23 protein-coding genes are annotated in these 23,512 nt (G+C 29.0%); 7 read left to right on the forward strand and 16 right to left on the reverse strand.

From position 1 onward, the window contains the following. Window positions 1-184: 184 nt before the first annotated feature. Window positions 185-970: a hypothetical protein gene (locus tag ACRC03_RS12320; protein ID WP_438652869.1), complete on the forward strand. Its 786-nt coding sequence runs from the start codon at window positions 185-187 to the stop codon at window positions 968-970. A gap of 48 nt (window positions 971-1,018) precedes the next feature. Here ACRC03_RS12320 and ACRC03_RS12325 read toward each other — a convergent pair whose 3' ends face one another. The 7 genes from ACRC03_RS12325 to ACRC03_RS12355 form a co-directional block, all read right to left on the reverse strand. Beyond that, the gene (locus tag ACRC03_RS12325) at window positions 1,019-1,336 is read right to left on the reverse strand and encodes a PTS lactose/cellobiose transporter subunit IIA (protein ID WP_438652870.1); all 318 of its coding nucleotides are present in this window, start codon (window positions 1,334-1,336) and stop codon (window positions 1,019-1,021) included. Between the two features lie 12 nt (window positions 1,337-1,348). Next, on the reverse strand, window positions 1,349-2,074 hold the full coding sequence (locus ACRC03_RS12330; protein ID WP_438652871.1) for a carbohydrate deacetylase: 726 nt from the start codon (window positions 2,072-2,074) through the stop codon (window positions 1,349-1,351). A gap of 8 nt (window positions 2,075-2,082) precedes the next feature. Next, entirely contained in the window at window positions 2,083-3,393 is a 1,311-nt protein-coding gene (locus tag ACRC03_RS12335; RefSeq protein ID WP_438652872.1) for a 6-phospho-beta-glucosidase, read from the reverse strand. Window positions 3,394-3,446: 53 nt separating this feature from the next. Further along, a complete protein-coding gene (locus tag ACRC03_RS12340; RefSeq protein WP_438652873.1) occupies window positions 3,447-4,766 on the reverse strand; it encodes a PTS sugar transporter subunit IIC in 1,320 nt (439 codons plus the stop codon). A 24-nt stretch (window positions 4,767-4,790) separates the two neighbouring features. Next, a complete protein-coding gene (locus ACRC03_RS12345; RefSeq protein WP_438652874.1) occupies window positions 4,791-5,102 on the reverse strand; it encodes a PTS sugar transporter subunit IIB in 312 nt (103 codons plus the stop codon). A 165-nt stretch (window positions 5,103-5,267) separates the two neighbouring features. Next, window positions 5,268-5,972, reverse strand: coding sequence for a GntR family transcriptional regulator (locus ACRC03_RS12350; protein WP_438652875.1), 705 nt, complete (start codon window positions 5,970-5,972; stop codon window positions 5,268-5,270). Between the two features lie 194 nt (window positions 5,973-6,166). Then, a complete protein-coding gene (locus ACRC03_RS12355) occupies window positions 6,167-6,871 on the reverse strand; it encodes a GntR family transcriptional regulator (RefSeq protein ID WP_438652876.1) in 705 nt (234 codons plus the stop codon). A 259-nt stretch (window positions 6,872-7,130) separates the two neighbouring features. On the opposite strand from ACRC03_RS12355, the gene ACRC03_RS12360 reads away from it, so the two are divergent. The 3 genes from ACRC03_RS12360 to ACRC03_RS12370 are packed head-to-tail and all read left to right on the forward strand — an operon-like array spanning window position 7,131 to window position 9,024. Then, a complete protein-coding gene (locus ACRC03_RS12360) occupies window positions 7,131-7,499 on the forward strand; it encodes a GntR family transcriptional regulator (protein WP_438652877.1) in 369 nt (122 codons plus the stop codon). After that, on the forward strand, window positions 7,499-8,197 hold the full coding sequence (locus ACRC03_RS12365; protein ID WP_438652878.1) for an ABC transporter ATP-binding protein: 699 nt from the start codon (window positions 7,499-7,501) through the stop codon (window positions 8,195-8,197). Before ACRC03_RS12360 ends, ACRC03_RS12365 begins: the two co-directional genes overlap by 1 nt. Further along, complete coding sequence (locus tag ACRC03_RS12370; protein ID WP_438652879.1) at window positions 8,191-9,024, forward strand: ABC transporter permease; 834 nt, start codon at window positions 8,191-8,193, stop codon at window positions 9,022-9,024. Before ACRC03_RS12365 ends, ACRC03_RS12370 begins: the two co-directional genes overlap by 7 nt. Window positions 9,025-9,170: 146 nt before the next feature. On the opposite strand, the gene ACRC03_RS12375 is transcribed toward ACRC03_RS12370, so the two are convergent. The 3 genes from ACRC03_RS12375 to ACRC03_RS12385 all read right to left on the reverse strand — a co-directional run bounded on the left by ACRC03_RS12375 (window position 9,171) and on the right by ACRC03_RS12385 (window position 11,624). Further along, a complete protein-coding gene (locus ACRC03_RS12375) occupies window positions 9,171-10,043 on the reverse strand; it encodes a MurR/RpiR family transcriptional regulator (RefSeq protein WP_438652880.1) in 873 nt (290 codons plus the stop codon). 270 nt (window positions 10,044-10,313) lie between these two features. Then, window positions 10,314-10,898 carry a tRNA (mnm(5)s(2)U34)-methyltransferase gene (locus ACRC03_RS12380; protein ID WP_438652881.1) on the reverse strand — a complete coding sequence of 195 codons (585 nt, stop codon included), beginning with the start codon at window positions 10,896-10,898 and terminating at the stop codon, window positions 10,314-10,316. A gap of 9 nt (window positions 10,899-10,907) precedes the next feature. Beyond that, window positions 10,908-11,624 carry a pseudouridine synthase gene (locus ACRC03_RS12385; RefSeq protein ID WP_438652882.1) on the reverse strand — a complete coding sequence of 239 codons (717 nt, stop codon included), beginning with the start codon at window positions 11,622-11,624 and terminating at the stop codon, window positions 10,908-10,910. Window positions 11,625-11,824: 200 nt separating this feature from the next. On the opposite strand from ACRC03_RS12385, the gene ACRC03_RS12390 reads away from it, so the two are divergent. Beyond that, window positions 11,825-12,919 carry an AI-2E family transporter gene (locus tag ACRC03_RS12390; RefSeq protein WP_438652883.1) on the forward strand — a complete coding sequence of 365 codons (1,095 nt, stop codon included), beginning with the start codon at window positions 11,825-11,827 and terminating at the stop codon, window positions 12,917-12,919. Between the two features lie 89 nt (window positions 12,920-13,008). On the opposite strand, the gene ACRC03_RS12395 is transcribed toward ACRC03_RS12390, so the two are convergent. The 4 genes from ACRC03_RS12395 to ACRC03_RS12410 form a co-directional block, all read right to left on the reverse strand. Beyond that, on the reverse strand, window positions 13,009-13,503 hold the full coding sequence (locus ACRC03_RS12395; RefSeq protein ID WP_438652884.1) for a peptide deformylase: 495 nt from the start codon (window positions 13,501-13,503) through the stop codon (window positions 13,009-13,011). A 96-nt stretch (window positions 13,504-13,599) separates the two neighbouring features. Further along, window positions 13,600-14,196, reverse strand: coding sequence for a hypothetical protein (locus ACRC03_RS12400; protein WP_438652885.1), 597 nt, complete (start codon window positions 14,194-14,196; stop codon window positions 13,600-13,602). 269 nt (window positions 14,197-14,465) lie between these two features. Continuing rightward, entirely contained in the window at window positions 14,466-15,788 is a 1,323-nt protein-coding gene (lysA, locus tag ACRC03_RS12405; protein ID WP_438652886.1) for a diaminopimelate decarboxylase, read from the reverse strand. Window positions 15,789-15,804: 16 nt separating this feature from the next. Further along, window positions 15,805-16,998: an aspartate kinase gene (locus tag ACRC03_RS12410; RefSeq protein ID WP_438652887.1), complete on the reverse strand. Its 1,194-nt coding sequence runs from the start codon at window positions 16,996-16,998 to the stop codon at window positions 15,805-15,807. A 160-nt stretch (window positions 16,999-17,158) separates the two neighbouring features. Between ACRC03_RS12410 and ACRC03_RS12415 the strand changes: the two genes are divergently transcribed. Next, entirely contained in the window at window positions 17,159-18,478 is a 1,320-nt protein-coding gene (locus ACRC03_RS12415; protein ID WP_438652888.1) for an efflux RND transporter periplasmic adaptor subunit, read from the forward strand. After that, window positions 18,478-21,495 carry an efflux RND transporter permease subunit gene (locus ACRC03_RS12420; protein ID WP_438652889.1) on the forward strand — a complete coding sequence of 1,006 codons (3,018 nt, stop codon included), beginning with the start codon at window positions 18,478-18,480 and terminating at the stop codon, window positions 21,493-21,495. Before ACRC03_RS12415 ends, ACRC03_RS12420 begins: the two co-directional genes overlap by 1 nt. A 45-nt stretch (window positions 21,496-21,540) precedes the next feature. Here ACRC03_RS12420 and ACRC03_RS12425 read toward each other — a convergent pair whose 3' ends face one another. Together ACRC03_RS12425 and ACRC03_RS12430 are read right to left on the reverse strand one after the other, a co-directional pair. Further along, window positions 21,541-22,782: a cation:proton antiporter gene (locus ACRC03_RS12425; RefSeq protein WP_438652890.1), complete on the reverse strand. Its 1,242-nt coding sequence runs from the start codon at window positions 22,780-22,782 to the stop codon at window positions 21,541-21,543. Window positions 22,783-22,902: 120 nt separating this feature from the next. Beyond that, entirely contained in the window at window positions 22,903-23,511 is a 609-nt protein-coding gene (locus ACRC03_RS12430; protein WP_438652891.1) for a hypothetical protein, read from the reverse strand. Between the last annotated feature and the right edge of the window lies 1 nt (window position 23,512).

Here is a 23,512-nt window from a genome sequence, read left to right on the forward strand (position 1 = left end):
TATCTCCTTATTATTATTTACTACTGACTCTATTATATAACATCTTTTTATGAAAATCAAAAATAACCTAACGGTAGGCTTACATCCTCCACCTCCTACGGTGAGGAAGAGGAATTTCGCCTTATTAGGTTAAATTTCACTTATAAGGGTATTAATTAAATATCATTATATGGAGGTACACAAAATGAACAATAATACTTACAACTTTGATTACTATATGGAAAAATTAATGAATCATATATATGAACAAAAACTTTATAAGTTAGCTTATGAATTAGATGTCAATACAATTACTAATACTGATTCAAGTAAATTTAACGAACTTATCGATTCAATTATTAATAATGGTCTAATCTTAGATCTAAATGTAGAAAATATAATAAAGAATTATATCGAATCTTCTGATGAAGGTTATTTTTTTAGAAAGTCTATCGCTATAGAAAAAAATTACTTATACCCTATCTTATATGATATAAATGGTGACCCTAAAAAAGACTACAATTATACTTCTGCCTTAATTACACTATGGAAAAATGATATGGATGAATTATTCATAGATGAAGTCTACAGTAGATTCACAAAAGATTCTTTTATTAAATTTGTAAAAATTAACTTTAACAATTTATTAGATAATATTATATCTTACGTGGAAAATATAAAAGCATCAAATAGAATATCTATTAAATGCAATAATAAAGATGATCTTTTAGATACTATGAAGGTTATGATATTAAATAATTCTCTAAACCTGGATTGGGCTGAATTTTTAGTTGATATGGACCGCCTAAGAAATGAAATGCTTTCTTTTGCAGGAAATTTAAGCCTATATAGTGAGTTTGAAAAACTTGAAGATGACACTAAATATTGTTTAGATAAACACTGTAAATATAATTCGGAACAACTATTCAATGTTTTAACTAAGGATAAAAATTTCATATGGGAAGATGGTTTTGGATTATCTTCAAAATAATAAATGGGGGGCTTATTGCCCCCCATTTAAATTGAATAAATATAATATTTATTTATTTTCTAATCTTTCATATAAATCTACAAACTCTTCAGCTAACATTTGATAGTTCATAGTTGTCATTAAATGATCTTGTGCATGAACTAAAATTACACTCATGTCAGTTTTATTTCCATTTGCTTCATTTTGAATTAATTCTGTTTGGAATCTGTGAGCCTTTACCATTACCTCTTTTGATTCCTTTAGTTTTGCTCTCGCCTCTTCTATATTACCTTTTTTAGCTTCAGCTATCGCTTCAAAAGCTATTCCTTTTGCTTCTCCTGCAAATCCTATTATATTAAATGATAATTCAAATATTTTTTCATCCATCTTATTTTCCTCCTAAATTTCCTTGTAGTTGCATAAATTAAAGTTTTTTCCCACAAACTCTTTTATTTTCTCAGATGTCAGTATACTGTATTCCTTTGTTCTAGGTATAGCATAAGATGTTGACCCTAAAATAAATTCGTCTAAATATGCAGGATGGCTCATTATATCTACAACCTCATATTTTTTTAATTCTTCTATATTATTTTCAAAATACTCATATCCTACATTATCTCCATAGAAAGTCTCTACCATTGGGATTATTTTTGAATACTTTAAGTCGTATTCGAAACCACCTCTAATAGGTAATTCATACTTTTCGACTATTCTTTCAATTACTGGTTGAAGACTTTTTAATGTATGAACATGATGATGACTATCAAGATGAGTTATTTCAGTCTTAGCTTTTACTTTCTCTATTTGAGCGCAAAACTCTTGATATATTTCTTCTAAATCCATTTTTTCAATGTCTTCATTTGTTATTCTTTTAAAGAACATTCCATTTCCGTCTATAATAGTTTTTAATCCACCTAATACAGGCTTATAACAACTAAGTGTCATATGAACCCCACAACCAAGACCTTTGTTTTCTTTTAAAAGCTCCATTGCATGCTCAAAACCTGGCATATTCGCCATTGTAGTAGTTGATCTTACTATTCCATTCTTGAAGGCAGAAATAATTCCGTAATTTACTGATTCACAGTACCCAAAATCATCTGCATTAATAATTAGTCTAGTCATAATCTCTCCTATTTATTAAATTGAGGTAAGTAATCCTTATGCGCTTCTAGCATTTCATCTAATATTACCTTAGCTAAATCATCACTAGGTATTAATGGATTTATACATAATGCTAGTAATGCACTTTCGTAATCACCATATACTGCAGCTTTTGCAGCTAGTTTTTCAAAAGTTTTTATATCACTTACTAATCCATCAGTACATTCTGGTAGATATCCTATTGATAATGGTTTTGGACCCTCACTAGTTATAACGCTACTTACTTCAACAGCACTTTCGTCTTTGAAGTTTCTTATTGCGCCATTATTTATAGTGTTTACTACTTGTATATCTCTCTTATCATTATATAAAGAGCTTATTAAATTACAAGCTGCATCACTATAGTATGCTCCCCCTCTTTTTTCTAATTGAGGTGGTTTTATATCTAAGTTTTCATCTTTGTAAAGTTCAAATAACTGTTCTTCTAATTCTTTAACAACTTGCCCTCTAGCCTTACCTTTTGCAAATTCTGCTAGTTCTTCTTCTAACATTTCTTTTTGCTTATAGTAATATCTATGATACGGACAAGGTATTGCTCCTAGAGCCTTTACAAATTCAGGATTAAAGTCGATAGCCTTTATATTCTCCATACTTATTTTCGATTGTGTAAATTTCTCTACTGCTTCTTTTGTTATGTCTTTTCCATCTAAAGATACATTCAATCCATATACCATATGATTAAGGCCTGCGAAATCCATATGTATTCTATCAGGTTCTACTTCAAATAATTTTGCGATTCCATTTTTAACACCTATAGGTACATTACATAATCCGATATATCTCTTGAAGTTTGTATATTTAAATACTGCTTCTGTTATTACACCTGTCGGATTTGTAAAGTTTACTAACCACGTATTAGGACATAATTCTTCAATATCCTTAACTATATCTAGTACAATAGGTACAGTACGAAGGGCTTTGAAAAGCCCTCCAGCACCGTTAGTTTCTTGACCTATTACACCATGAGATAGTGGTATTCTTTCATCTTTTATTCTTGCATCTAGTAAACCAACTCTAAGCTGAGTAGTTACAAAATCTGCATCTTTTAACGCTTCTCTTCTATCTAGCGTTAAATGTACTTCCATATCTATACCAGATTTTTTAACCATTCTTTTTGCTAGGTTACCTACTATTTCTAACTTTTCTTTACCCGCTTCTATATCCACAAGCCATAATTCCTTCACTGGAAGTTCACTATGTCTTTTTATAAATCCTTCTACAAGTTCTGGAGTGTAACTAGACCCTCCCCCAATTGTAACAATTTTTAGTCCTTTTTTCATGTAGATACCATCCCTATCTCATTTCTTTTTTATATAGTCTTAAAACTACTATATTAAGCTTGCTCTTTTGCTAATTTTTTCTTAGCCATTCTTTCATCTACTGCTACGAATGGTAAGTATACAATAACAGATATTACTAAGTTGATTGCTGCTAATACTCCACCTTTTAAACTTCCTGTAGCCATAATTGCTCCAAATACTGGTGGAGTTATCCATGGTATTTTAGCCATTATAACTGGTGGTACCATTCCTGAAGATATAGCGAAATATGCTAATGCTGTACATATAACTGGCGCTAATACGAATGGTATCATGTATATTGGATTTAATACTATTGGCATACCGAATATCATTGGTTCACTTATGTTAAAGCATGCTGGAGGTCCACCTAAAGCAATCATCTCTTTACGTCTTCTACCTGCTATCATTAACGCTATTACTAATCCTATTATCATACCTGAACCACCTAAGTATACGAATGCATCTAGGAAAGCTCCTGCAAATACATGGTATCCTGAAGTTGCTCCTGCTGCTGCTAACTCAGCGTTCTTTCCACCTAATTCCATTAATATTGGTTCTACTGCTGGTAATGCTATGTTTGCACCGTGTAATCCAAATATCCATAAAACATGGACGAATATTGCAACAAATATTGCTCCACCCATTGAATCTGCCATGCCTGCTAATGGCTTAGATAAGTAAGTCGCTAGGATATCGTTTACAAATTGACCGCCAGATACTAATCCTACTATTACACCTATGATTGCTATTGCAAATAAAGCTATAACACCTGGTAATAATTTTGCAAATGATCTAGATACTGCTGGTGGTACACCATCTGGCATTTTTATTGTTAACCAAGTTACTTTAGATAACTTAACATATATTTCTGTTGATACAATTGCAACTATCATTGCTGTAAATAGTGCGTTTGTTGAAACATATGTCCAAGGAATATATCCCCATCCAATTACAGCTTCAGTTGCACCTTCAGGTGTAACTGTTGATAATTGAGGAGTTAATATTAAAAATCCACATAATGCTATAAGTCCTGCTTGTAATCCATTTGATTCATATGATTTTGCTAAACAATAAGCAACTGCTACTGCTAGGAATAATGACATCATTGCTAATGATCCCCACCATAAATTCCCACCTACTGCTGCTATTTGTTGCCCAAATGCGTTTTCTGCTAAAAATGTTTGATATGCTGGAACCGGTAAATTTTTTATAAGTGTACCAAAAGCTCCTGCCATTGTTACTGGTATCATTGCTACGAAACCATCTCTTACTGCTACTAGGTGTCTTTGTGACCCTATCTTAGATGCCACTGGAACTAAATACTTATCCATAAAGGCCATAAATTTTTCCATTTTTTTCTCCCCCTTTAAATAATGTTATTTTGAGCTATATAACTCTATTGCTCTATCTAATACAGCTTGACCATTACACATTCCGTAGTGCATCATGTTGATTACTTCTACTGGAATATTCAGTGGTTTTGCCATTTCAGTAGCTTTACCTAATGTATATCTTACTTGTGGTCCTAATAATAAAACATCACATTTTTCTATTTCTGAACCTAAATTTACTTCTGAGATTGCCCAAATTTCAGCTTCTATTCCACTTTCTTTTGCTGCCTTTTCCATTTTAGTTACTAATAGACTAGTTGACATACCTGCTGAGCAAGCTAACATTATTTTTATCACTTTATTTCCCTCCAATAATACTTTTTTGTTTGTATATACTTTAATTTAGCTATTGTATATACATTTTACTTTATATTATGATTATATACTAAATGTATATACATTTCAAGAAAACATTTTCATTTTTTTATTTTTTTCTTATTTTTATAGATCAATTATTATTTATTAATTGGATACTGCGTTAAGAGTTAGTGTATACCCATAGTGATAAGTATGTGAATGCTCAAATATTTGGCTATTTTGCAACTTGCACACTTGCTTAATATACAATAAAGGCTCTTGGTTTTCTAAAGCCAACATTTCTTCTAATTCTGCATCTGATATAATTGATTCAACTTCTCTTTCGGAGATTGCTATTTTCATTCCGCACACCTCCTCTACAAAGCTGTATAACGAACCCGCGCAATGGTCTTTATTTAAGTTAGGAAACATTACTAGAGGCATATAAGTAATCATATATGAAATTCTTGCTCCGCTAGCCAATCTAATCCTCTTTGCTTCCCAAACGTTTTCTCCTATCTCAATATTTAATTTTTCTGATAGTTCTTTATCTGCTTGCACTACCTCTAAGCTTACTACGATATTTGAGACTTCAAGCCCTTTACTATTCATTTCTCTTGTAAACCCACTTATTGCTGATATATTATCATATATTTTATTGGCTAATACAATACTTCCAATACCTCTTCTTCTGGCAATATAGCCATCCTTAACTAAGTTACTCAAAGCAGATCTTACTGTCATCCTAGTTACATTAAATTGGTCACACAACTCATTTTCAGAAGGAATCATATCACCTTCCTTTAATTCACCTGAGTTTATTAATTCTTTCACATTATTTTCTATAATTTTATACATTGGTTCAGCCATTTTTTGTCCTCTTTTCACTCTTATTCTTAAACTATATTAACTAAACGTTTATAACTTGTCTATACATTTAACTTTATTATGTTAATAATAACTAATTTACCAATCACTTGTCTATACATTTAACTGTTTTTTTAAGTTTATCTCAAAAAAAGTCATCAGAATATCTTCTAATGACTTTTCTAGTTACTTAATTTTTATTTAGCTACAGCATTTAGTGTTAATGTATATCCATAATGATAAGTATGAGAGTATTCAAATACCTCTCCATTTTCAATTCTGCAAGCTTGTCTGATATACAATATAGGTTCTTTTTTATTTAAATCTAAAATATCTTCAAGCTCAACATCTGAAATAATAGCTTCTACAGATCTTTCAGATATTGCTATTTTATAACCACATATACTTTCTACATATTCATAAAGTGATCCTATACAGTGCTTTTGATTTAAGTTCGGAAATAATTTTATAGGCATATAAGTGACCATATATGATATCTTAATCTTATCAGCCATTCTTACTCTTTTAATTTCCCATATATTATCTCCAATAGGTATATTTAATTTCTTAGATAATTCTTCATCTGCTTCAATTATATTAAAATCAACTAAAATATTAGATACTTCATACCCTTTATTTTGCATTTCTTTTGTAAAACCACTTATTGCAGAGATGTTATCGTATATTTTACTACCTAATACTATACTACCAACTCCTCTTCTTCTTGTGATATAACCTTCCTTTACAAGATTATTCAGAGCTGATCTTACAGTCATCCTAGTTACCTCAAATTCTTCACTAAGTTGTTTTTCTGAGGGTATCATATCACCTTGTTTTAAATCATTTGTTTTTATTAATTCTTTTACATGATTTTCTATGATTTTATAAATTGGCTCTCCCATTTTTACCTCCCTTAAAATATACTTGTTCTATAATTTTATTATCTACACATTTTTTTCTTCTGTCTATACATTACTACATTTTTCCTTAAATTCACTTTAAATATAATCATTATAGTAAATATTTTGCTTTTTTATTGCAATAAACATAGATATTGTTTTTTTATAAAATTATTTTTTTCTAATAAAGGTCGTTGACAATCTCTATTTAATCTCGTATCATTGTATTAAGTAACTAATACAATAATGTGGAGGTGTTTAAATGACATTCGAGTTTAATAATAACAAACCTATATATCTCCAAATAGTGGATATTCTAAAATTGAAAATTATATCTGGAGAAATACCTACTGGTTCTAAGCTAAAATCTGTAAGAGATTTAGCTATTGATTTTGAAGTAAACCCAAATACTATGCAAAGAGCATTATCAGAGTTAGAACGCGAGGAGCTGGTATATAGCCAAAGAACTACTGGAAGATTTGTTACAGAAAATGCAAATATTATAATACAATTAAGAGAAGATATGGCAAAAATGGAAATCTCAGAATTGTACAATATGCTTGTCAAACTTGGCTATAAAAAAGAGGAATTGACAGAAGTAATACTGAAAAATTTGAAGGAGTTGGAATAATGGAAAACATAGTAGAAATTAAAGATTTAAAAAAGAGTTACGGTAATAAAGAAGTCATAGCAAATATGAATCTGGATATTCCAAAAGGTAAAATAGTAGGACTTTTAGGCCCTAATGGTAGTGGTAAAAGTACTTTAATCAAACTAATGAACGGACTTTTACATCCTAACAGCGGAGAGATTTTAATATGCGGAATAAGCCCTTCAATAGAAACTAAAAAAGTCGTATCTTATCTCCCTGAAAGAACTTATTTAAATGATTGGATGAAGGTAAAAGATTTATTAGAATTTTTCAATGATTTTTATGAGGACTTCGATATGGATAAAGCAAATAATATGATAGTTAGTCTTAGTATTAATGTAGATGAAAAGCTAAAGACTATGTCAAAAGGAACTAAAGAAAAGGTTCAGTTGATATTAGTTATGTCTAGAAAGGCAAGTTTATATATACTAGATGAGCCTATTGGTGGAGTTGACCCTGCCGCGAGAAGTTATATATTAAAAACTATACTTACAAATTATTGTGAAGATAGTACTCTTCTAATTGCAACTCACTTAATAAGTGAGATAGAAAATATATGCGATGATATTATATTCATCTCAAGTGGCAATATTATATTGCAAGGAAATGTAGAAGAAATAAGAGAAGAAAAAGGAAAGTCTATAGATGCATTGTTTAGGGAGGAATTTAGATGTTAGGAAAATTATTAAAATATGAATTAAAAGCTACTAGCAGAGTATTTTTACCTTTGTACATAACACTATTAGTAGTTGCACTTATTAACAGTTTTTTTGTAAATAGCGAAATGTTTCAAATCCAAGGTTTACTTATGATGGTATTTGGTGCATTGCTTATTGCAATGTTTGTGATAACTTTTGTTGTACTACTTCAAAGATTTAGTAAAAACTTACTTGGAGATGAAGGTTATTTAATTTTTACTTTACCTGTAAGTTCTAATACAATAATATTATCTAAGTATTTAGTTGCTCTTTTATGGACTGTTCTAAGCGCCGTTGCTGCTATCTTAGCATTTTTCTTAGTAACTATTATTCCTATTGTAAAGGACCTTAATTGGGAATTATCTTATATATTCCAGTCTATTGGTGAGTTATTTAATGTTATTTTTACACAAGGTTATTGGCCATATGCATTTAATTTTATCTTGTTAATATTCCTTGGATATTCTGTATTTATATTTACAGTATATTTAGCCCTTTCTATGGGTCAATTACCTGTATTTAATAAGCACAGAAATTTAGCTTCTTTTATTAGCTTTATCGCTCTTAATATATTATTTTCCTTTGTTCAGAACTTACTTGGTTTATTTTTATTCAATAACGCTAATGAGGGCATGATGTTAAATGTTGATGTAAATACCGTAAATGGAATTTCTACCATCCCACACGACATTATTTCATTAATTAATACTGGATTAATAAGTTCTACAATATTTAATTTAGTTTTATTAATCGGATTGTTCTTTGCTACTAAATATATATTAGATAGAAAATTAAATTTAGAATAATCTTTATTGATAAATCCCCCCTGTATTAAACTAACTATGTGGGGACTTTAATATAATAATATATGGAGAACAATCTACATGTCCTTATTCAAAGTAAAGCTGACTGTACAAGTACAGTCAGCTTTATATATATATATTTAATTATCCTACTCGTAAACAGAATATTTTTTCCAAATGCCTTCTAGCTCATCAAAATACTCTTTAATTTCTTCTTTTTCCTTCATACCAACAGAAACTATAAGTGCATTTACTACACTAAATGCAGGCACTAAGGAATCAACAAAAGATGCCATATTACTCTTAACTAAAAGAATATTATCTGCAAGTGAAGCAACTGGTGCAAACAAGCTATCAGTTAATGCTATTATATGAGCTCCCTTTTCTTTCGCACAATCAACTATTTGATAAGATTTTTTTGAATATCTAGGGAAACTTATTGCTATTAACACATCACCTTCGCTTATTCTTACTGTTTGCTCAAATGCATCTCCCATATCAGTTCTTATTATATGAACATTATCTAATATAATATCTAAATAATACCCTAGATATTGAGCTATAGTAAAAGAGCTTCTCATCCCTAATATGTATATTTTTTTAGCTGTTAGTAATTTAGTTGCTGCTTTTTCGAAAGCTTTTTCATCTATTTCTTCTAAAGTATCTTTTATATTATCTATATCACTTTTTAAGACTTTTTTTAGTATTGTAGAGTCATCACTATATTCTTTTGCCATTTCCACTCTTTGCACTGTTGTTAACTTATTTTTTATAAGCTCTTGAAGTGCATCTTGTAGTTTTGGATATCCAGAGTACCCCATAGCATTAGCAAATCTTACAACTGTTGATTCACTAACTCCTACTGTTTCTCCTAATTTACAAGCTGTCATAAATGCAACCTTGTCGTAACTTTTTAGTATATACTGAGCTATAAGTTTTTGACCCTTACTAAACCTTGGATATTGAGCTTGTATATTTGATATTAAATACTTACTGTCTTTTAAATCTTTTGTATCTTCCATAACTATCTCCTTTATAATAATATAAATCCTTAGTATCCTTTATATCAATCTTAAAAAGTTCAATTATTTAAATGCTACTACTAAACTCTACTATTGATTAACACTTTTGATGACTATGTTTTAGTAATCTTTTAATTTTTTAAATTTTCTGTACATTTAAGTGTCCTTGAACTATCTAATACCATTATATCACGTTTCACAAGATGGTCTATATAAAATCCCCATAATGGAGATTTATATTTTTAGTTTATTTTTACATTTATGAATTTATTATAAATATTCTTTCTTTTTTTCTATTAATACTAATTGCGGTGGATTATTTATTTGGTTTATAAATCCACACTCTAATACGCTAAATTCACTTTGATTTAAGTTCTTAACAAATTCATAAACACTATTTTTTTCTTCCATTCCACCTGGATGACCTGTATATATTGCTATACTTATTATCCCATGTGGTTTCAATAATTTTAGACTAAATTCAATAGCTTTAATTGTAGTTTCAGGCTGCGTTATAACTTGATGTTTTGCCCTAGGCAAATATCCTAAATTAAATACAACACAAGAAACTTCTTCTTTTACATATTTGTCCATATTTTCATGGCCATCTAGTATTAATTTAACTCTATCTTGTAAGTTTTCTTTTTCTAACTTTTTTTTAGTGGACTTAATAGCTTCTTCTTGCACATCAAAACTGTATACAAATCCATTTTTTCCTACTTTTTGAGCTAAATATTTTGTATCGTAGCCATTTCCCATAGTAGCATCTACTACTATATCTCCTACATTTATTACTTCTTCTAAATACAACTTATTTATGTCAGTAACCTTAGTTAGGTATTTTGATTTTATCATACTACACCTCTATTTTATGCTTTTTAGATACTCTACTTCTTCCTTGCTTAAATGTCTATAGTTACCTATTTCCGTATCTTTTAAAGTAATTTCGCCCATAGCAACTCTTCTAAGTCTCAGTACTGGATGATTTATTGCTCTACACATTTTTCTTACTTGTCTATTTCTACCTTCATGTATTTTAATTTGACATATAGAGTATTTTTTTTCTTCGTCTTTTTTTACTATTTTAATTTTTGCAGGTGCTGTTTTGTAGTCTTCTATATAAAGACCTTCTTCAAATTGACTCAATTCCTCGCTAGTGGGTATTCCCTTTACTATTGCCATGTAAGTCTTGTCCACTTCATGTTTTGGATGAGTTAATTTATATGTTAAATCTCCATCATTTGTAAGAATTAAAAGCCCACTAGTTTCGTAGTCTAATCTACCGATTGGATAAACTCTTTCTTCTATATCGCTTACTAAATCAAGTACACTTGGTCTATCAAATTGATCTTTTACAGTTGTTATATATCCTTCAGGCTTATTTAGTACTATATAAACTTGTTTTCCTGCTAGTCCTATTCTTTCTCCATCTATTTCTACTACATCTTTACTTTCATCTATATTAAATGATAATTCTTGTACAGTATTTCCATTTACATTTACTCTTCCTTGTAATATTATTTCTTCTGACTTTCTTCTTGATGCTATTCCGCAAGAAGCTATATATTTATTAATTCTCATAACTTCACCTTCTTTGTATATTTTTGTCTATTATACTATAATACATAATTTAAAAAAACAAAACTATTATTTTTTCGTACTAAATTTACTTTCTTTAAAAATTATTAACAACTACTAAACCTTTACTATAATCTTATATATTTTCTACATTTGCATAATATATGTATAGAGGTAATTTTTATATTGCCTAAGGAGGTAATATGGTTTCAAGACAAAATATAAAATACTTTATTTTTATAGCATTTATTTCTATATTAATTTATAGAATTGTAGCTTATCCATCACAATTTTTTTCTAATATAAGTGGGTTGATAACTTTTTTAAGCCCTTTTTTACTTGCAATATTTTTTACATTACTTTTAGATCCATTAGTTATGATTTTTGAAAAAAAATTAGGATTACATAGGTTAATAAACATATTTATGTCTTATCTTTTAGTAATGTTATTATTATTAGTTTGTTGTAAGCTTTTAATTCCAGCTATTGTAGATACCTTAAATATTTTAGTTGTAGAAATTCCAAACTACATTAATCTATCAATTGATTTTTTTAATAAGTTTATCAATGAAAGTAGTACATTAGAATCCATTATTCCAGATATTCAGTATAATATAAATGAAATACTAACTAATCTCATAAATGTATTTACTAAAACTCCATCAGATGTTTTAGTATATGTGCTTAGTATTACAAACTTAGTATTTGATATTATTATTGGCATAATTTTATCCATTTATATTCTATTTGATAAGGAAAAAATAAAATTAAACTTTCAAAATCTACTTTACGCTTTTCTTGATAAAAACAGAGCCAATAGTTTTATAGATTTTTTTAAAATGGTTCATAACATATTTTATCACTATCTTATAGGACAAATAATAGATGCTTTAATTGTAGGTATGATTTCATTTGTTGCTTTCAAATTTATAATCAAAATTGATAATGTATTATTTTTATCCTTTATTATATTTTTGACAAATATGGTACCTTATTTTGGTCCTTTTATAGGCGCTATTCCACCTATACTTATGACATTAGTTTACAGTCCTATTAAGGCTTTATGGATTGCAATTTTTATATTTTTACTACAACAATTAGACGGAAATTTTATTTGTCCCAAGATAATGTCCAATCAAGTAGGTCTTGGTCCAATTTGGGTAATCTCAGCTATTATAATAGGGGGCTCATTATTTGGATTTATAGGAATTTTTTTATCTGTTCCTACAGCTGCTGTAATAAAAGTTTATCTAAATAGGTACGTTGAAAATGGACTTAAAATAAAAAAATCAAGATAGGATTTATAAAACTATAATAAGCTAAAAGGGTTAGCATCTACTAATCCTTTTAGCTTATTATAGTTTTGTTAGTTAATTTTATAGTTTTGTTAGTTAATTTTAATCTCACTTTTTAGAAATAGAGATTTGTTATCTTTTGCTCTCATTGTCGCTAGTATTCCATCCAGGTGGTCATATTCATGCTGTATTAACTCTGACAAATCATCTTCTAGTTTCATTTCACATTTATCCCAGTTAATATCTCTGTATTTTATGGTACATCTTTTGTATCTATCTACTTTTACTAGTATTTCTGGAAAAGACATGCAATCATCTATTACCTCTATAGTTTCTTCATCTTCAAATTCTAAAGTTGGATTTATAAATACTATTGGTTCATTAATATACATGTAAATTAATCTTTTTGGTACTCCAATTTGTGGTGCTGCAATTGCTCTACCCACTTTGTGTTTTTTTCTAAAGTCTATAAGAGTCTCATGTAAGTCTCCAACAACTTCTTTTATATAGTTAATTTCGTCCTTTTGTATTAATTCACTTTTTTCATATAATTTTCGATTCCCTAATAATAAAATCTTTTTTACCAAGCTAATCCCCCCTTTTATATATTATCGAAAAAAGTTGCCTTATTGTATAGTTTAACAATTTTTAGGCAACTCCTCTTTTAGTATCTTAATTTTATATTAATCATCTTTTTCATCATTAGTTTCATTCTTATCACTTTCGTCTGGATTTGGATTTTCAGTTCCAGGTTTTTGTTGATTATTTTGTTCTTGGTTTGCTTGTTCTTGCTTTTTCTTTTCTTCTTCTTTTTGTTTTTGTTGTTCTGCGTATTCTCTTAGGGCATCTCTTTCTACTTTATAAGCATCATTACTTGAAGCCTTTTTTGCATTAGCTTTTCTTTCTTGTTGTGCTTTTTCATGTTCTTCTTTTAATTTTTCAAATTCTTTCTTTTTGCTAGAGGCTTCACTTTTTATAACACTTGATCCACCTTTTATATTTTCTATAAATTCAAGTTCCTTAATGGCTTTTTTATAATTTTTCTGTTCTTCGTATTCCTTCATCTCTAACATTCTAGTAGCTTGCATATACATTGCTCTAGCGTGTTCATCATCGCCATCTATTTCTAATGCTTGTGAAAACAATTCTTTAGCTTCTGTGTATTCATGCTTTTCTAAGGCCGTTTTACCTTGTTCTGTTAAATTAATTTCTTCTTTAGATTCACATCCTACTATAAAAATAGATAATATAGCTATTACTAAAATTAGTTTTATTTTCATACAGACCTCCTTATATACACTATAAATTTTATCATAATAATTGTTTTTATAAAGAAAAATATCAAAAAAAAGTAAATAATTTTATATTTAGTTATATTAAGAATGACTTTTTCTAGTATGTTTTTAGAAAAATATTTTTCTACTTTCTCATAATATTCCCATAGCTATTAATATTATTAATATGCTTTGGGCAACTCAAAAAACTATATCTAAGTCATAGATATAGTTCTTCTCATTTTTAATATTTAGTTATTTAATCATTCAATTATCTAATCATTTAATTCTAATTCTAAAACTCCATTAACTTCTAATTCTATAATATCTTCATAACTTTGTCTTTTGCATATTATTTTTGTATTTCCATCTTTTACAGCAATTACAGCTGGCTTAGGTATCTTATTGTAATTAGATGCCATTGAATATCCATACGCTCCAGTAGACGCTGTTATTAATATGTCTCCACTTTGGATATCCATTATATTTGTATCTGTTATTAATATATCTCCACTTTCACAACATTTTCCTGCTACTGTAACTTGATTTATTTTATCGTATCCTATTTTATTTACAATAGCACACTCGTAACCTGCTTGATATAAAGATGGTCTTATATTATCTGTCATTCCACCATCAACACTTACATAAGTTCTTACATTTTTTATATCTTTTATAGAACCTACAGTGTATAAAGTGCTTCCTGCATTAGCAACTATAGATCTACCAGGTTCAATTACTAATGTGGGTACCTTTATTCCAATTTCATGGCAGGTTCTTTCTGCTCTTTTTATTATAGCTTCACAAAAGTCTTTAATAGTTCTAGGCTTATCTTTTTTAGTATAATATACTCCTATTCCTCCACCTAGGTCTACTTCCTTTATAGATATACCAAAGCTTTCTTTAATTTTTTTTACCAAATTCATCATTATATCTACTTCATCTAAGTAAGGCTCGATATCAAAAATTTGAGAACCAATATGTGCATGAATCCCAACTAATTCTATATGCTTATAGTTTTGTAATTTTTCTAATGCATTGTTCAAATCTCCATTTACTAGGGCAAAACCAAATTTAGAATCTATTTGACCTGTTTTTATATAATCATGAGTATGTGCTTCTATTCCTGGAGTAATTCTAAAGTAAATTTCTTGTGTTTTATTTTCTTCTCTACATTTTCTTTCTATTAAATCTAACTCATAATAATTATCTACTACAAATATTCCTACCCCTAAATTAATTCCCATCTCTATTTCATCAATTGTCTTATTATTTCCATGAAACAAAATTTTCTCCATTGGAAATCCAGCTTTATAAGCTGTATATAATTCTCCACCTGAAACTACATCTAGGTATAATTTTTCTTCATCTATAAGCTTACACATATACATAGGTAAAAATGCTTTACCTGCATATGCTACTCGATTATTATTTTCTTTAACTTTAAAATATTTCATGTATTCTCTACAATTTTGTCTCACTAAATCTTCATCTACTACATATAATGGCGTTCCGTAATTTTGAGCTAACTCTAAACAACTATATCCTCCTATATATAAATTACTACCTTGAATTGACATATTCCCATGAAGTTTCATTGTTATCCCCCTAATATTATAAATTAAATTCTCTAGCTATTTTTTCAATTGCTATTTGTTTTTCACTAGAGTTTATAGCACATGTTATTCTTATTTCTGATGTAGTTATAAGCTTTATTCCTATATTGTTTTCATTAAAGATTTTAAATACTTTAGATGCTACTCCATAAGTATTTTTCATACCTAATCCAACTAAAGAGAACTTTGTAATCTCTTCATCTATTACTATATTTTCTTTGGGAGCATATTTAGAAACTATACCTTTACATTCTTTCATGTCTTCCTTAGGTACTGTAAATGATACGCTTATATTTTTCTCTATAGGAGCTGTTTGGCTTATCATATCTACACTAATACCTTTATTTGCAATATCTTCAAATAAACTCGCTATATTTGAAGATTCAAAATCCTTTATAGTTACAGATATATCATCATCACTAGTAGCTAAACCTGTTATTACTCTCTCTTCTAATTTCATATCTTTTCCTCCCCTTATATATGTCCCTTTTTCTTGTCCACAAGATAGACCTACATAAATTTCAATACCATATTTTTGAGCTAACTCTATACTTCTAGAATGCATAACTTGTGCACCTAAACTTGCTAATTCTAACATTTCTTCATATTCTATTTCTTCTAATTTTTTTGCAGTTGTATATTTTCTAGGGTCTGTTGAGTAAATACCATCTACATCAGTATAAATTTCACACATTCCCCCTAATTTAACTGCTAGTGCTACTGCCGATGTGTCTGAACCACCTCTACCAAGAGTTGTAATATCTCCTTCATCATTTACACCTTGAAAACCTGTTACTATTACAACTTTTCCTTCTTCTAAGCTTTTTTCTATTCTCTTAACATCTATATCATCTATTTGTGATTTCCCATGAGATCCACTAGTACTTATATCTAATTGATAGGCACTATAACTGACAGAATCACAACCATTTGCCTTTAATGCCATTGATAAAAGAGATGCTGCTATCATTTCCCCAGTTGACATCAAAACATCTAATTCTCTCTTGTCTGGTGAATCACTTATATCCTTTGCTAATTTTATATAATCATCTGTAGTGTCTCCCATAGCAGAAACTACTACAACGATATTTGGATCTCTTTCTTTTCTTGTAATAATATTTTGGGCTATTGTTTTTATTTTGTCTGTATTACTTACTGAACTCCCCCCGTATTTTTGAACGATTATACTCATTCTAAATCTCCCCCTACACTTTTGATATAGTTTTATCACACTATTTTAAATATTTCAACTATTTTTAACTTTTTCTTTAAAATAATTAATTTATATTAATGTTTATTATGGTAAAATATAAAAGAAATCTATTTACTGCATAAGAAAGGAAGGCTGTCAGTTGATAAAAAATAGAAACATAATTTTATCCATAGTAGTTATTACTATTGGTTTTAGCGCTCTGTACTTTGTTAGAAAATCAGATGATAAAGCAACTGTTGATTCTAATAATGTTCCAACTGTACAAGTTGAAAAACTTGAGCAAAAAAGTATTGAAAAAAACACAAAATTCTCTGGTACTGTTACAGGTATTCAAGAGGAACAGTTATCCCCTAAAATACCCACTAATTTAAAAAGTGTAAATGTAAAAAAAGGAGATTCTGTAAAAAAAGGACAAGTTCTAATGGTTTTTGATAGTTCTAATGTAGATGAACAAGTTACACAAGCAAAAAATGCTTACGATAAAGCAACTGCTGGAGTAGAACAATCTAAAAATCAATTATTGCAAGTTAAAAATCAACTATCTCAATTAAATACTCAAATAGAAAATGCAAAGAAAAAGTTAACACCTTTAAAAAATGAATTAACTGATGTTAATAAAGAACTTGATAAATTGAAACAAGATAAGGAAAATAACCTAATTTCTCAGGCAGAGTTTCAAATAAAATCTACGCCTTTATTAGAAAAGATAAATAATTTATCTAAAGAAATTTCTAATTTAAGTTCTTCTATGACAACCTTGGAAGTTCAAAAAGTAGCTTTAGAAAAAAGCCTCTCTTCTTTTGATGAAAGTGGCATTAATTCTCAAATTTCTCAATTAAAAGAAATTTACGATTCTACACTTGAAACTAAAGAAAGCTTTACCTTAAAAGCTCCTTTTGATGGTATTGTATCAAATATTAATGCTAAGGTAGGAGAAGTACCTGTTGGATTAAATCCACCAATAGTAGTCTCTGATACGTCTCAATTATCACTTGAAATAACTGTATCTAATAAAGATATCGGCTTAATAAGTATCGGAAATGAACACAAGGTTTCAATTCAAAGTAAAAAAGGTAAAATAATAGAAACTAGCGGAAAAATAGCTTCTATTGAAGCTATTACTGGAAGTGAAGAAAAGGATTACTCTGTAAAAATCACTATTCCTAACAAAGAAAAGCTTGAATCTGGAAGTTTTGCCGAAATTTATATACCTAGCACAAAACGAGAAGATACTATAGTTATTTCTAAAAATGCCTTATTTAGAACTAACGGTACTCCTTATGTTTACATAGTAAGTCCAGAAAATAAAGTTAAAAAAGTAAAAGTAGCTTTAGGTATGGAGAATGACGATTTTGTTGAAATATTAAGTGGTCTACGCTCTGGACATAAAGTAATAACAAGAGGTAAAGACTTTGTAAACGTTGGAGATGTAGTTAATATAGCTGGAGGTGACAAATAATGAAATTGACTTCTTTTAGTATAAAAAGACCTGTTACTATATTTATGGCTATAATTACGGTCCTTATGTTTGGTGTAGTATCCTTCTTTAAATTAAATGTAGATATGCTTCCATCATTTAATTTACCAATGCTGATGGTTATGACTCAATACCATGGTGCAGGTCCTGAGGAAATAGAAAGTTTGGTTACAGAACCTTTTGAAGGAATTCTTCTTACAACTTCAAATGTAGAAAATATTAATTCAGTATCCTCTGAAGGTTCATCAATGATAATGTTAGAATTCCAAGATGGAACTGATATGGATTTTGCTTCTATTGAAGTTAGAGAAAAAATAGATATGGTTAAAGGTATGTTACCAAGTGGTGCATCTTCACCTACTATAATAAAAATGAATCCTAATATGATGCCTATAATGAATTTAGGTATTAGTATGGAAGGAAAAGATATATCTAATTTATCAACTTGGGCTAATAATGTTTTAACACCTGCTTTAAAACGTGTGGATGGTGTGGCTACTGTTGATTTAATGGGGGCTTCTTCTGATGAAGTTAGGATAGTTTTAAATCCTGATAAATTAGCTTCCTTTGGAATTAACTCTGCTCAACTTATTAATTTAATAAGAAGTGAAAATCTAAACACTCCTGGAGGAACTATAAAAGAAGGGGACTTAAATATATTAGTTAGAGCTTCTAATCAGTTTAAAAGTATTGAAGATATAGAAAATATATTTATTCCTACCCAAAGTGGTGATGTAGTAAAGTTAAAAGATGTTGCCGATGTAAAACTTGCACCTAAAGGAAAAGCTAGTTTTTCTAAGATAAACGGAAAAGATAGTTTAATTCTTTCAGTTCAAAAAGAAAGCACTGCTAACACGGTTAAATTATCTAAAGCAATAAACAACGAACTAAATAAATTAAAAAAATCAAATAAAGATCTTGAAATAACACCTATATTTGATCAAGCTGAATTTATAAATCTATCCTTAAATGCAGTTAAAACAAATGCAATTATAGGTGCAATATTAGCTATTTTAGTTTTATTATTCTTCTTAAAAGACTTAAAGACAACTTTAATAATGGCTATATCTATTCCTATATCTGTTATAGCAACTTTTGTATCTATTTATTTTGCTAATATGACCTTAAATATGATATCTCTCGGTGGTATGGCTTTAGGTATAGGAATGTTGGTAGATAACTCAATTGTAGTTATTGAAAATATATCTAGATTGAAAAAATTAGGACTATCAAGTACGGATGCAGCTATACAAGGTACAAAGGAAGTTGCTTCTGCAATTACAGCTTCTACCCTTACTACTATATGTGTATTTTTACCTATAGTATTTGTGGAAGGAATTGCAGCTACTATATTTAAAGAAATGGCTTTAACAGTAACCTTTGCATTAGTTTGTTCTTTATTAGTAGCCTTTACATTAGTTCCTCTTTTAGCCTCTAGATTAATAACTGATGAATCCTTTAATAAAGAAAATAAATTTGTAAATAAATTAAAAGTTAAATACACTAACGTTCTGGAATGGGCATTAATGAACAAGTTACTTGTTGGTGGCATATTAGTACTATCAATAATACTTGGAGGAGTTTCTCTTACTGCTACAGGAATAGAATTTTTCCCTACCTCTGACCAAGGAATAGTATATGTAGATGCTATATTACCTAAAGGCACTAATTCACAAGTTGTAAATGATACTGGTGAATATGTAATAAAAAAGGTTGGAAAAATTAAAGATGTAGAAACAACTACTTTATCAGTTTCTGAATCTAGTTCTACCGCTAGCATAATGTTAGTTTTAAAAGATTCAAAAGAAAGAGATAACTCGGATGTTGAAATAGCAAACCTTGTAAGAAAAAAGGTTAAAGATATACCTGGTGTAGATATAAAAGTTAATTCCTCTGGTGGCATGATGTCTACTGGTCAAAGTGCTCCAATCTCTATTACAATATCAGGACATGAGTTAAAAACTTTAGAAAAAATAAGCAATAAAGTTGTGGAAAAAGTATCAACAGTAAAGGGTGCAATTGATGTAAAAGTTGCTAATGAAAAAAATGCCCAAGAAATAAAAGTTGTAGTTGATAAAGAAAAGGCTGCTAAGTACGGTGTTACTAGCCAAATGGTATCACAAGTTATAAACCAAAATCTACAAAGCTCTACTGTGTCTAGCTTTACTGTAGAAGGAAAAACTTATGATGTAAGTATCTATTCAGATGATACCTCGAATCCTACACTTTATAACCTTGAAAATATTAATATTATTACTCAAACTGGTCAAAAAGTTCCACTTAGTCAAATTGCTTCTCTTGAAAGAGGCGAAGGCTACCATAGTATAAATAGAACTAACCAAAATAGATCAATGACTATTTCTGCAAACATTAATGGTAGGTCTTTAGGAGAAGTTGTAAACGATATGAAAGAAGAGCTTAAAGATTATAAACTTCCTAACGGATATTCTATTTCTTTTGGTGGAGAGGTTGCTCAAATGAATGAAGCATTCTCTAGCTTATTGTTAGCACTTATTCTTTCAATAGCATTAGTTTATATGGTTATGGCAGCACAATTTGAGTCATTACTTAGTCCATTTATAATAATGTTTACTGTACCACTAGCTTTTGTTGGTGCTTTACTTGCATTATTTATATTTGATATTCCTGTAAGTATTCCTGCAATGATTGGCTTTGTTGTACTTACTGGTATAATAGTTAACAATGGTATAGTTTTAGTAGATTTAATAAATAGATTAAAGTCAGAAGGTAAATCTACAGTTGATGCAATATTAATTGCAGGTCCTACTAGACTTCAACCTATACTTATGACCACTTTAACTACAGTCTTAGGACTTCTTCCTATGGCTCTTGGTATTGGTGAAGGTGCAGAGCTTCAACTTCCTTTAGCAGTTACTGTAACCGGAGGTTTAATCTTCTCTACAGTACTTACTCTAGTTGTAGTTCCTGTTGTATATTATACATTTGACCGTATAAAAACAAAAATGATTAGCAAATAATTTAAAAAGGCTTAAATATAATATTTAAGCCTTTTTTTATTATTTTTACATATCTTCTAGCACATTTAATTTTTTTGCAACTAGCTTAGTTGTACTAGCTTGTACTACTAAAGTTATTATTATAGTCATAAATACTGCTGATGAGATAACCTCATACCCTGGAACTTTAGTAGACACTATAATTCCTGATAATGCAGCTGGTATTACTCCAGTTTCTCTTACCCACATCATAAATAACTTATCATTTTTACTCCAATTTGCCCTTCTATCAAAACTTGTACATATTAATACTACTAAAGGTCTAGCTATAAACATAAGAGCTAATACTACAATTATTGAAGGTAAACCATATTTCATCAATGAATTTACATCTAAATGTGTTCCTAAAACTATAAAGATTGACATTCTTGCAATAGTAGATAAATGTTCTCTAAAGCACAATCCTGCTGCATAATCTTCATCTGGAACCCATAGTCCAAATTTTTTCTTATTCCCAGCTACAAGACCTGCTATAAACACTGCCATATATCCACTTCCGCCACATCTCTCTGATATTTCATATGCAAATACTACTATTATTGTAGATACTATAGGAAGATATTCATGAAATATACCATATTTTTTATCAGATGTTAGCCCTACTGCAATTAGTGCAATGCCTATCCCAACTAATATTCCAATTACTATCATAAATATTAATTCCAAGCTTGTCTTAAACATTCCTACCTTTTGAGACATTGTCATTCCTGTAAGTATTGATGTAAACAATATTGCTCCAAAAGCATCATTAAATGCTGATTCACTAATTACAGTTTGCTTAAGTTTTTTCTTAATAGGTATCTTTTTGAAAATAGGTATAAGTGCAGCTGGGTCTGTTGATGCAATAGTGGCTCCAAGAAGTAAACTTGCACCTACACCTAAGTTTAGTGCATAATATGAAGCAATTGCCACTATAATAGCACTTATAAGCACTCCTATTGAGGCTAGTAGTCCTACACTAACTTTAACTTCATTTAATACCTTTAATTTTACTTCTCTTCCACCTTCATAAAGTATAAACGCTGAACCAAAAGTTAAAATTATTTCATTTGCTACTGGAAAAGCATTTATATTTACTAAATTTAAAAATGTTGGTCCAAATAAAACCCCAAAAAATAAATATATTACTACATCTGGTAATTTTATTTTTTCTCCTATCCATCCTCCAATAATTCCAAGCAGCGCAACTAATGACATTATTAAAACTAGTTCATTAGCACTAATTGCAGCTGTATTCATTTCACCCATTTGTACACCTTCTTTTTTATATGTCTATTTATCTTGCTTAGTATTAGGATGTACAATTTATATAAATTTAAAAGCAGAATTTTAAATTTAATAAATACATATAAACCTATAAAAATAGGTTTATATGTATCTGAATAATTTGTTTAAATTTAAGTCTACAAATACTATATCTAAATCTACTCTTTTACTTAAAAAATTTTCATTATTCTCAGGTGTTATTATTATCACTTTTGGAATTTCAAAAATTGGAATGGTTGATTTTTTTATTTTATTTTCCATGTCTTCATACTTTGCTACATTCATTTCATCTTCTACTTTTATATCTACTAATATTTGTTTTATTTCATTATAGTTATCTCTATATTCAATGAATAAATCATAAATTTCATTACCAACTTTTGCATTTCTATAAAATCTTTTCAGTTCATATCCCCCAAGTTCTATTTTAACTGCTAATTCTGAGCCTATAACAACTTTTATTAAATCTTTCCCCTTGTACATGTTGCTCCCATTTAAATAATATACATATGAATTATCCCTAAAACCTGAGTAATTAATATTGCAAGGGTACTTTCTAAGAGTATACTCATTGCACATTTTTCTTAAGGTTTTTTTAAATGGTTTTCGTCCATATCTTTTTTTAGAACCAAACATTTTCCCCACTTGAGTTTCTGTCATACATCTTACTCTACTAATTAATATTAATATATCTTTTTCTATACCTATCATT

The sequence above is a fragment of the Romboutsia sp. genome, assembly GCF_051659545.1.
Classification (GTDB): Bacteria; Bacillota; Clostridia; order Peptostreptococcales; family Peptostreptococcaceae; genus JBOFOR01.

Bases quoted from the DNA above. Each gene is read 5' to 3' on its own strand.
- ACRC03_RS12320 (WP_438652869.1), top strand. From the start codon at position 185: ATGAACAATAATACTTACAACTTTGATTACTATATGGAAAAATTAATG.
- ACRC03_RS12325 (WP_438652870.1), bottom strand. From the start codon at position 1,336: ATGGATGAAAAAATATTTGAATTATCATTTAATATAATAGGATTTGCA.
- ACRC03_RS12330 (WP_438652871.1), bottom strand. From the start codon at position 2,074: ATGACTAGACTAATTATTAATGCAGATGATTTTGGGTACTGTGAATCA.
- ACRC03_RS12335 (WP_438652872.1), bottom strand. From the start codon at position 3,393: ATGAAAAAAGGACTAAAAATTGTTACAATTGGGGGAGGGTCTAGTTAC.
- ACRC03_RS12340 (WP_438652873.1), bottom strand. From the start codon at position 4,766: ATGGAAAAATTTATGGCCTTTATGGATAAGTATTTAGTTCCAGTGGCA.
- ACRC03_RS12350 (WP_438652875.1), bottom strand. From the start codon at position 5,972: ATGGCTGAACCAATGTATAAAATTATAGAAAATAATGTGAAAGAATTA.
- ACRC03_RS12355 (WP_438652876.1), bottom strand. From the start codon at position 6,871: ATGGGAGAGCCAATTTATAAAATCATAGAAAATCATGTAAAAGAATTA.
- ACRC03_RS12360 (WP_438652877.1), top strand. From the start codon at position 7,131: ATGACATTCGAGTTTAATAATAACAAACCTATATATCTCCAAATAGTG.
- ACRC03_RS12365 (WP_438652878.1), top strand. From the start codon at position 7,499: ATGGAAAACATAGTAGAAATTAAAGATTTAAAAAAGAGTTACGGTAAT.
- ACRC03_RS12370 (WP_438652879.1), top strand. From the start codon at position 8,191: ATGTTAGGAAAATTATTAAAATATGAATTAAAAGCTACTAGCAGAGTA.
- ACRC03_RS12375 (WP_438652880.1), bottom strand. From the start codon at position 10,043: ATGGAAGATACAAAAGATTTAAAAGACAGTAAGTATTTAATATCAAAT.
- ACRC03_RS12380 (WP_438652881.1), bottom strand. From the start codon at position 10,898: ATGATAAAATCAAAATACCTAACTAAGGTTACTGACATAAATAAGTTG.
- ACRC03_RS12385 (WP_438652882.1), bottom strand. From the start codon at position 11,624: ATGAGAATTAATAAATATATAGCTTCTTGCGGAATAGCATCAAGAAGA.
- ACRC03_RS12390 (WP_438652883.1), top strand. From the start codon at position 11,825: ATGGTTTCAAGACAAAATATAAAATACTTTATTTTTATAGCATTTATT.
- ACRC03_RS12400 (WP_438652885.1), bottom strand. From the start codon at position 14,196: ATGAAAATAAAACTAATTTTAGTAATAGCTATATTATCTATTTTTATA.
- lysA (WP_438652886.1), bottom strand. From the start codon at position 15,788: ATGAAACTTCATGGGAATATGTCAATTCAAGGTAGTAATTTATATATA.
- ACRC03_RS12410 (WP_438652887.1), bottom strand. From the start codon at position 16,998: ATGAGTATAATCGTTCAAAAATACGGGGGGAGTTCAGTAAGTAATACA.
- ACRC03_RS12420 (WP_438652889.1), top strand. From the start codon at position 18,478: ATGAAATTGACTTCTTTTAGTATAAAAAGACCTGTTACTATATTTATG.
- ACRC03_RS12425 (WP_438652890.1), bottom strand. From the start codon at position 22,782: ATGGGTGAAATGAATACAGCTGCAATTAGTGCTAATGAACTAGTTTTA.
- ACRC03_RS12430 (WP_438652891.1), bottom strand. From the start codon at position 23,511: ATGATAGGTATAGAAAAAGATATATTAATATTAATTAGTAGAGTAAGA.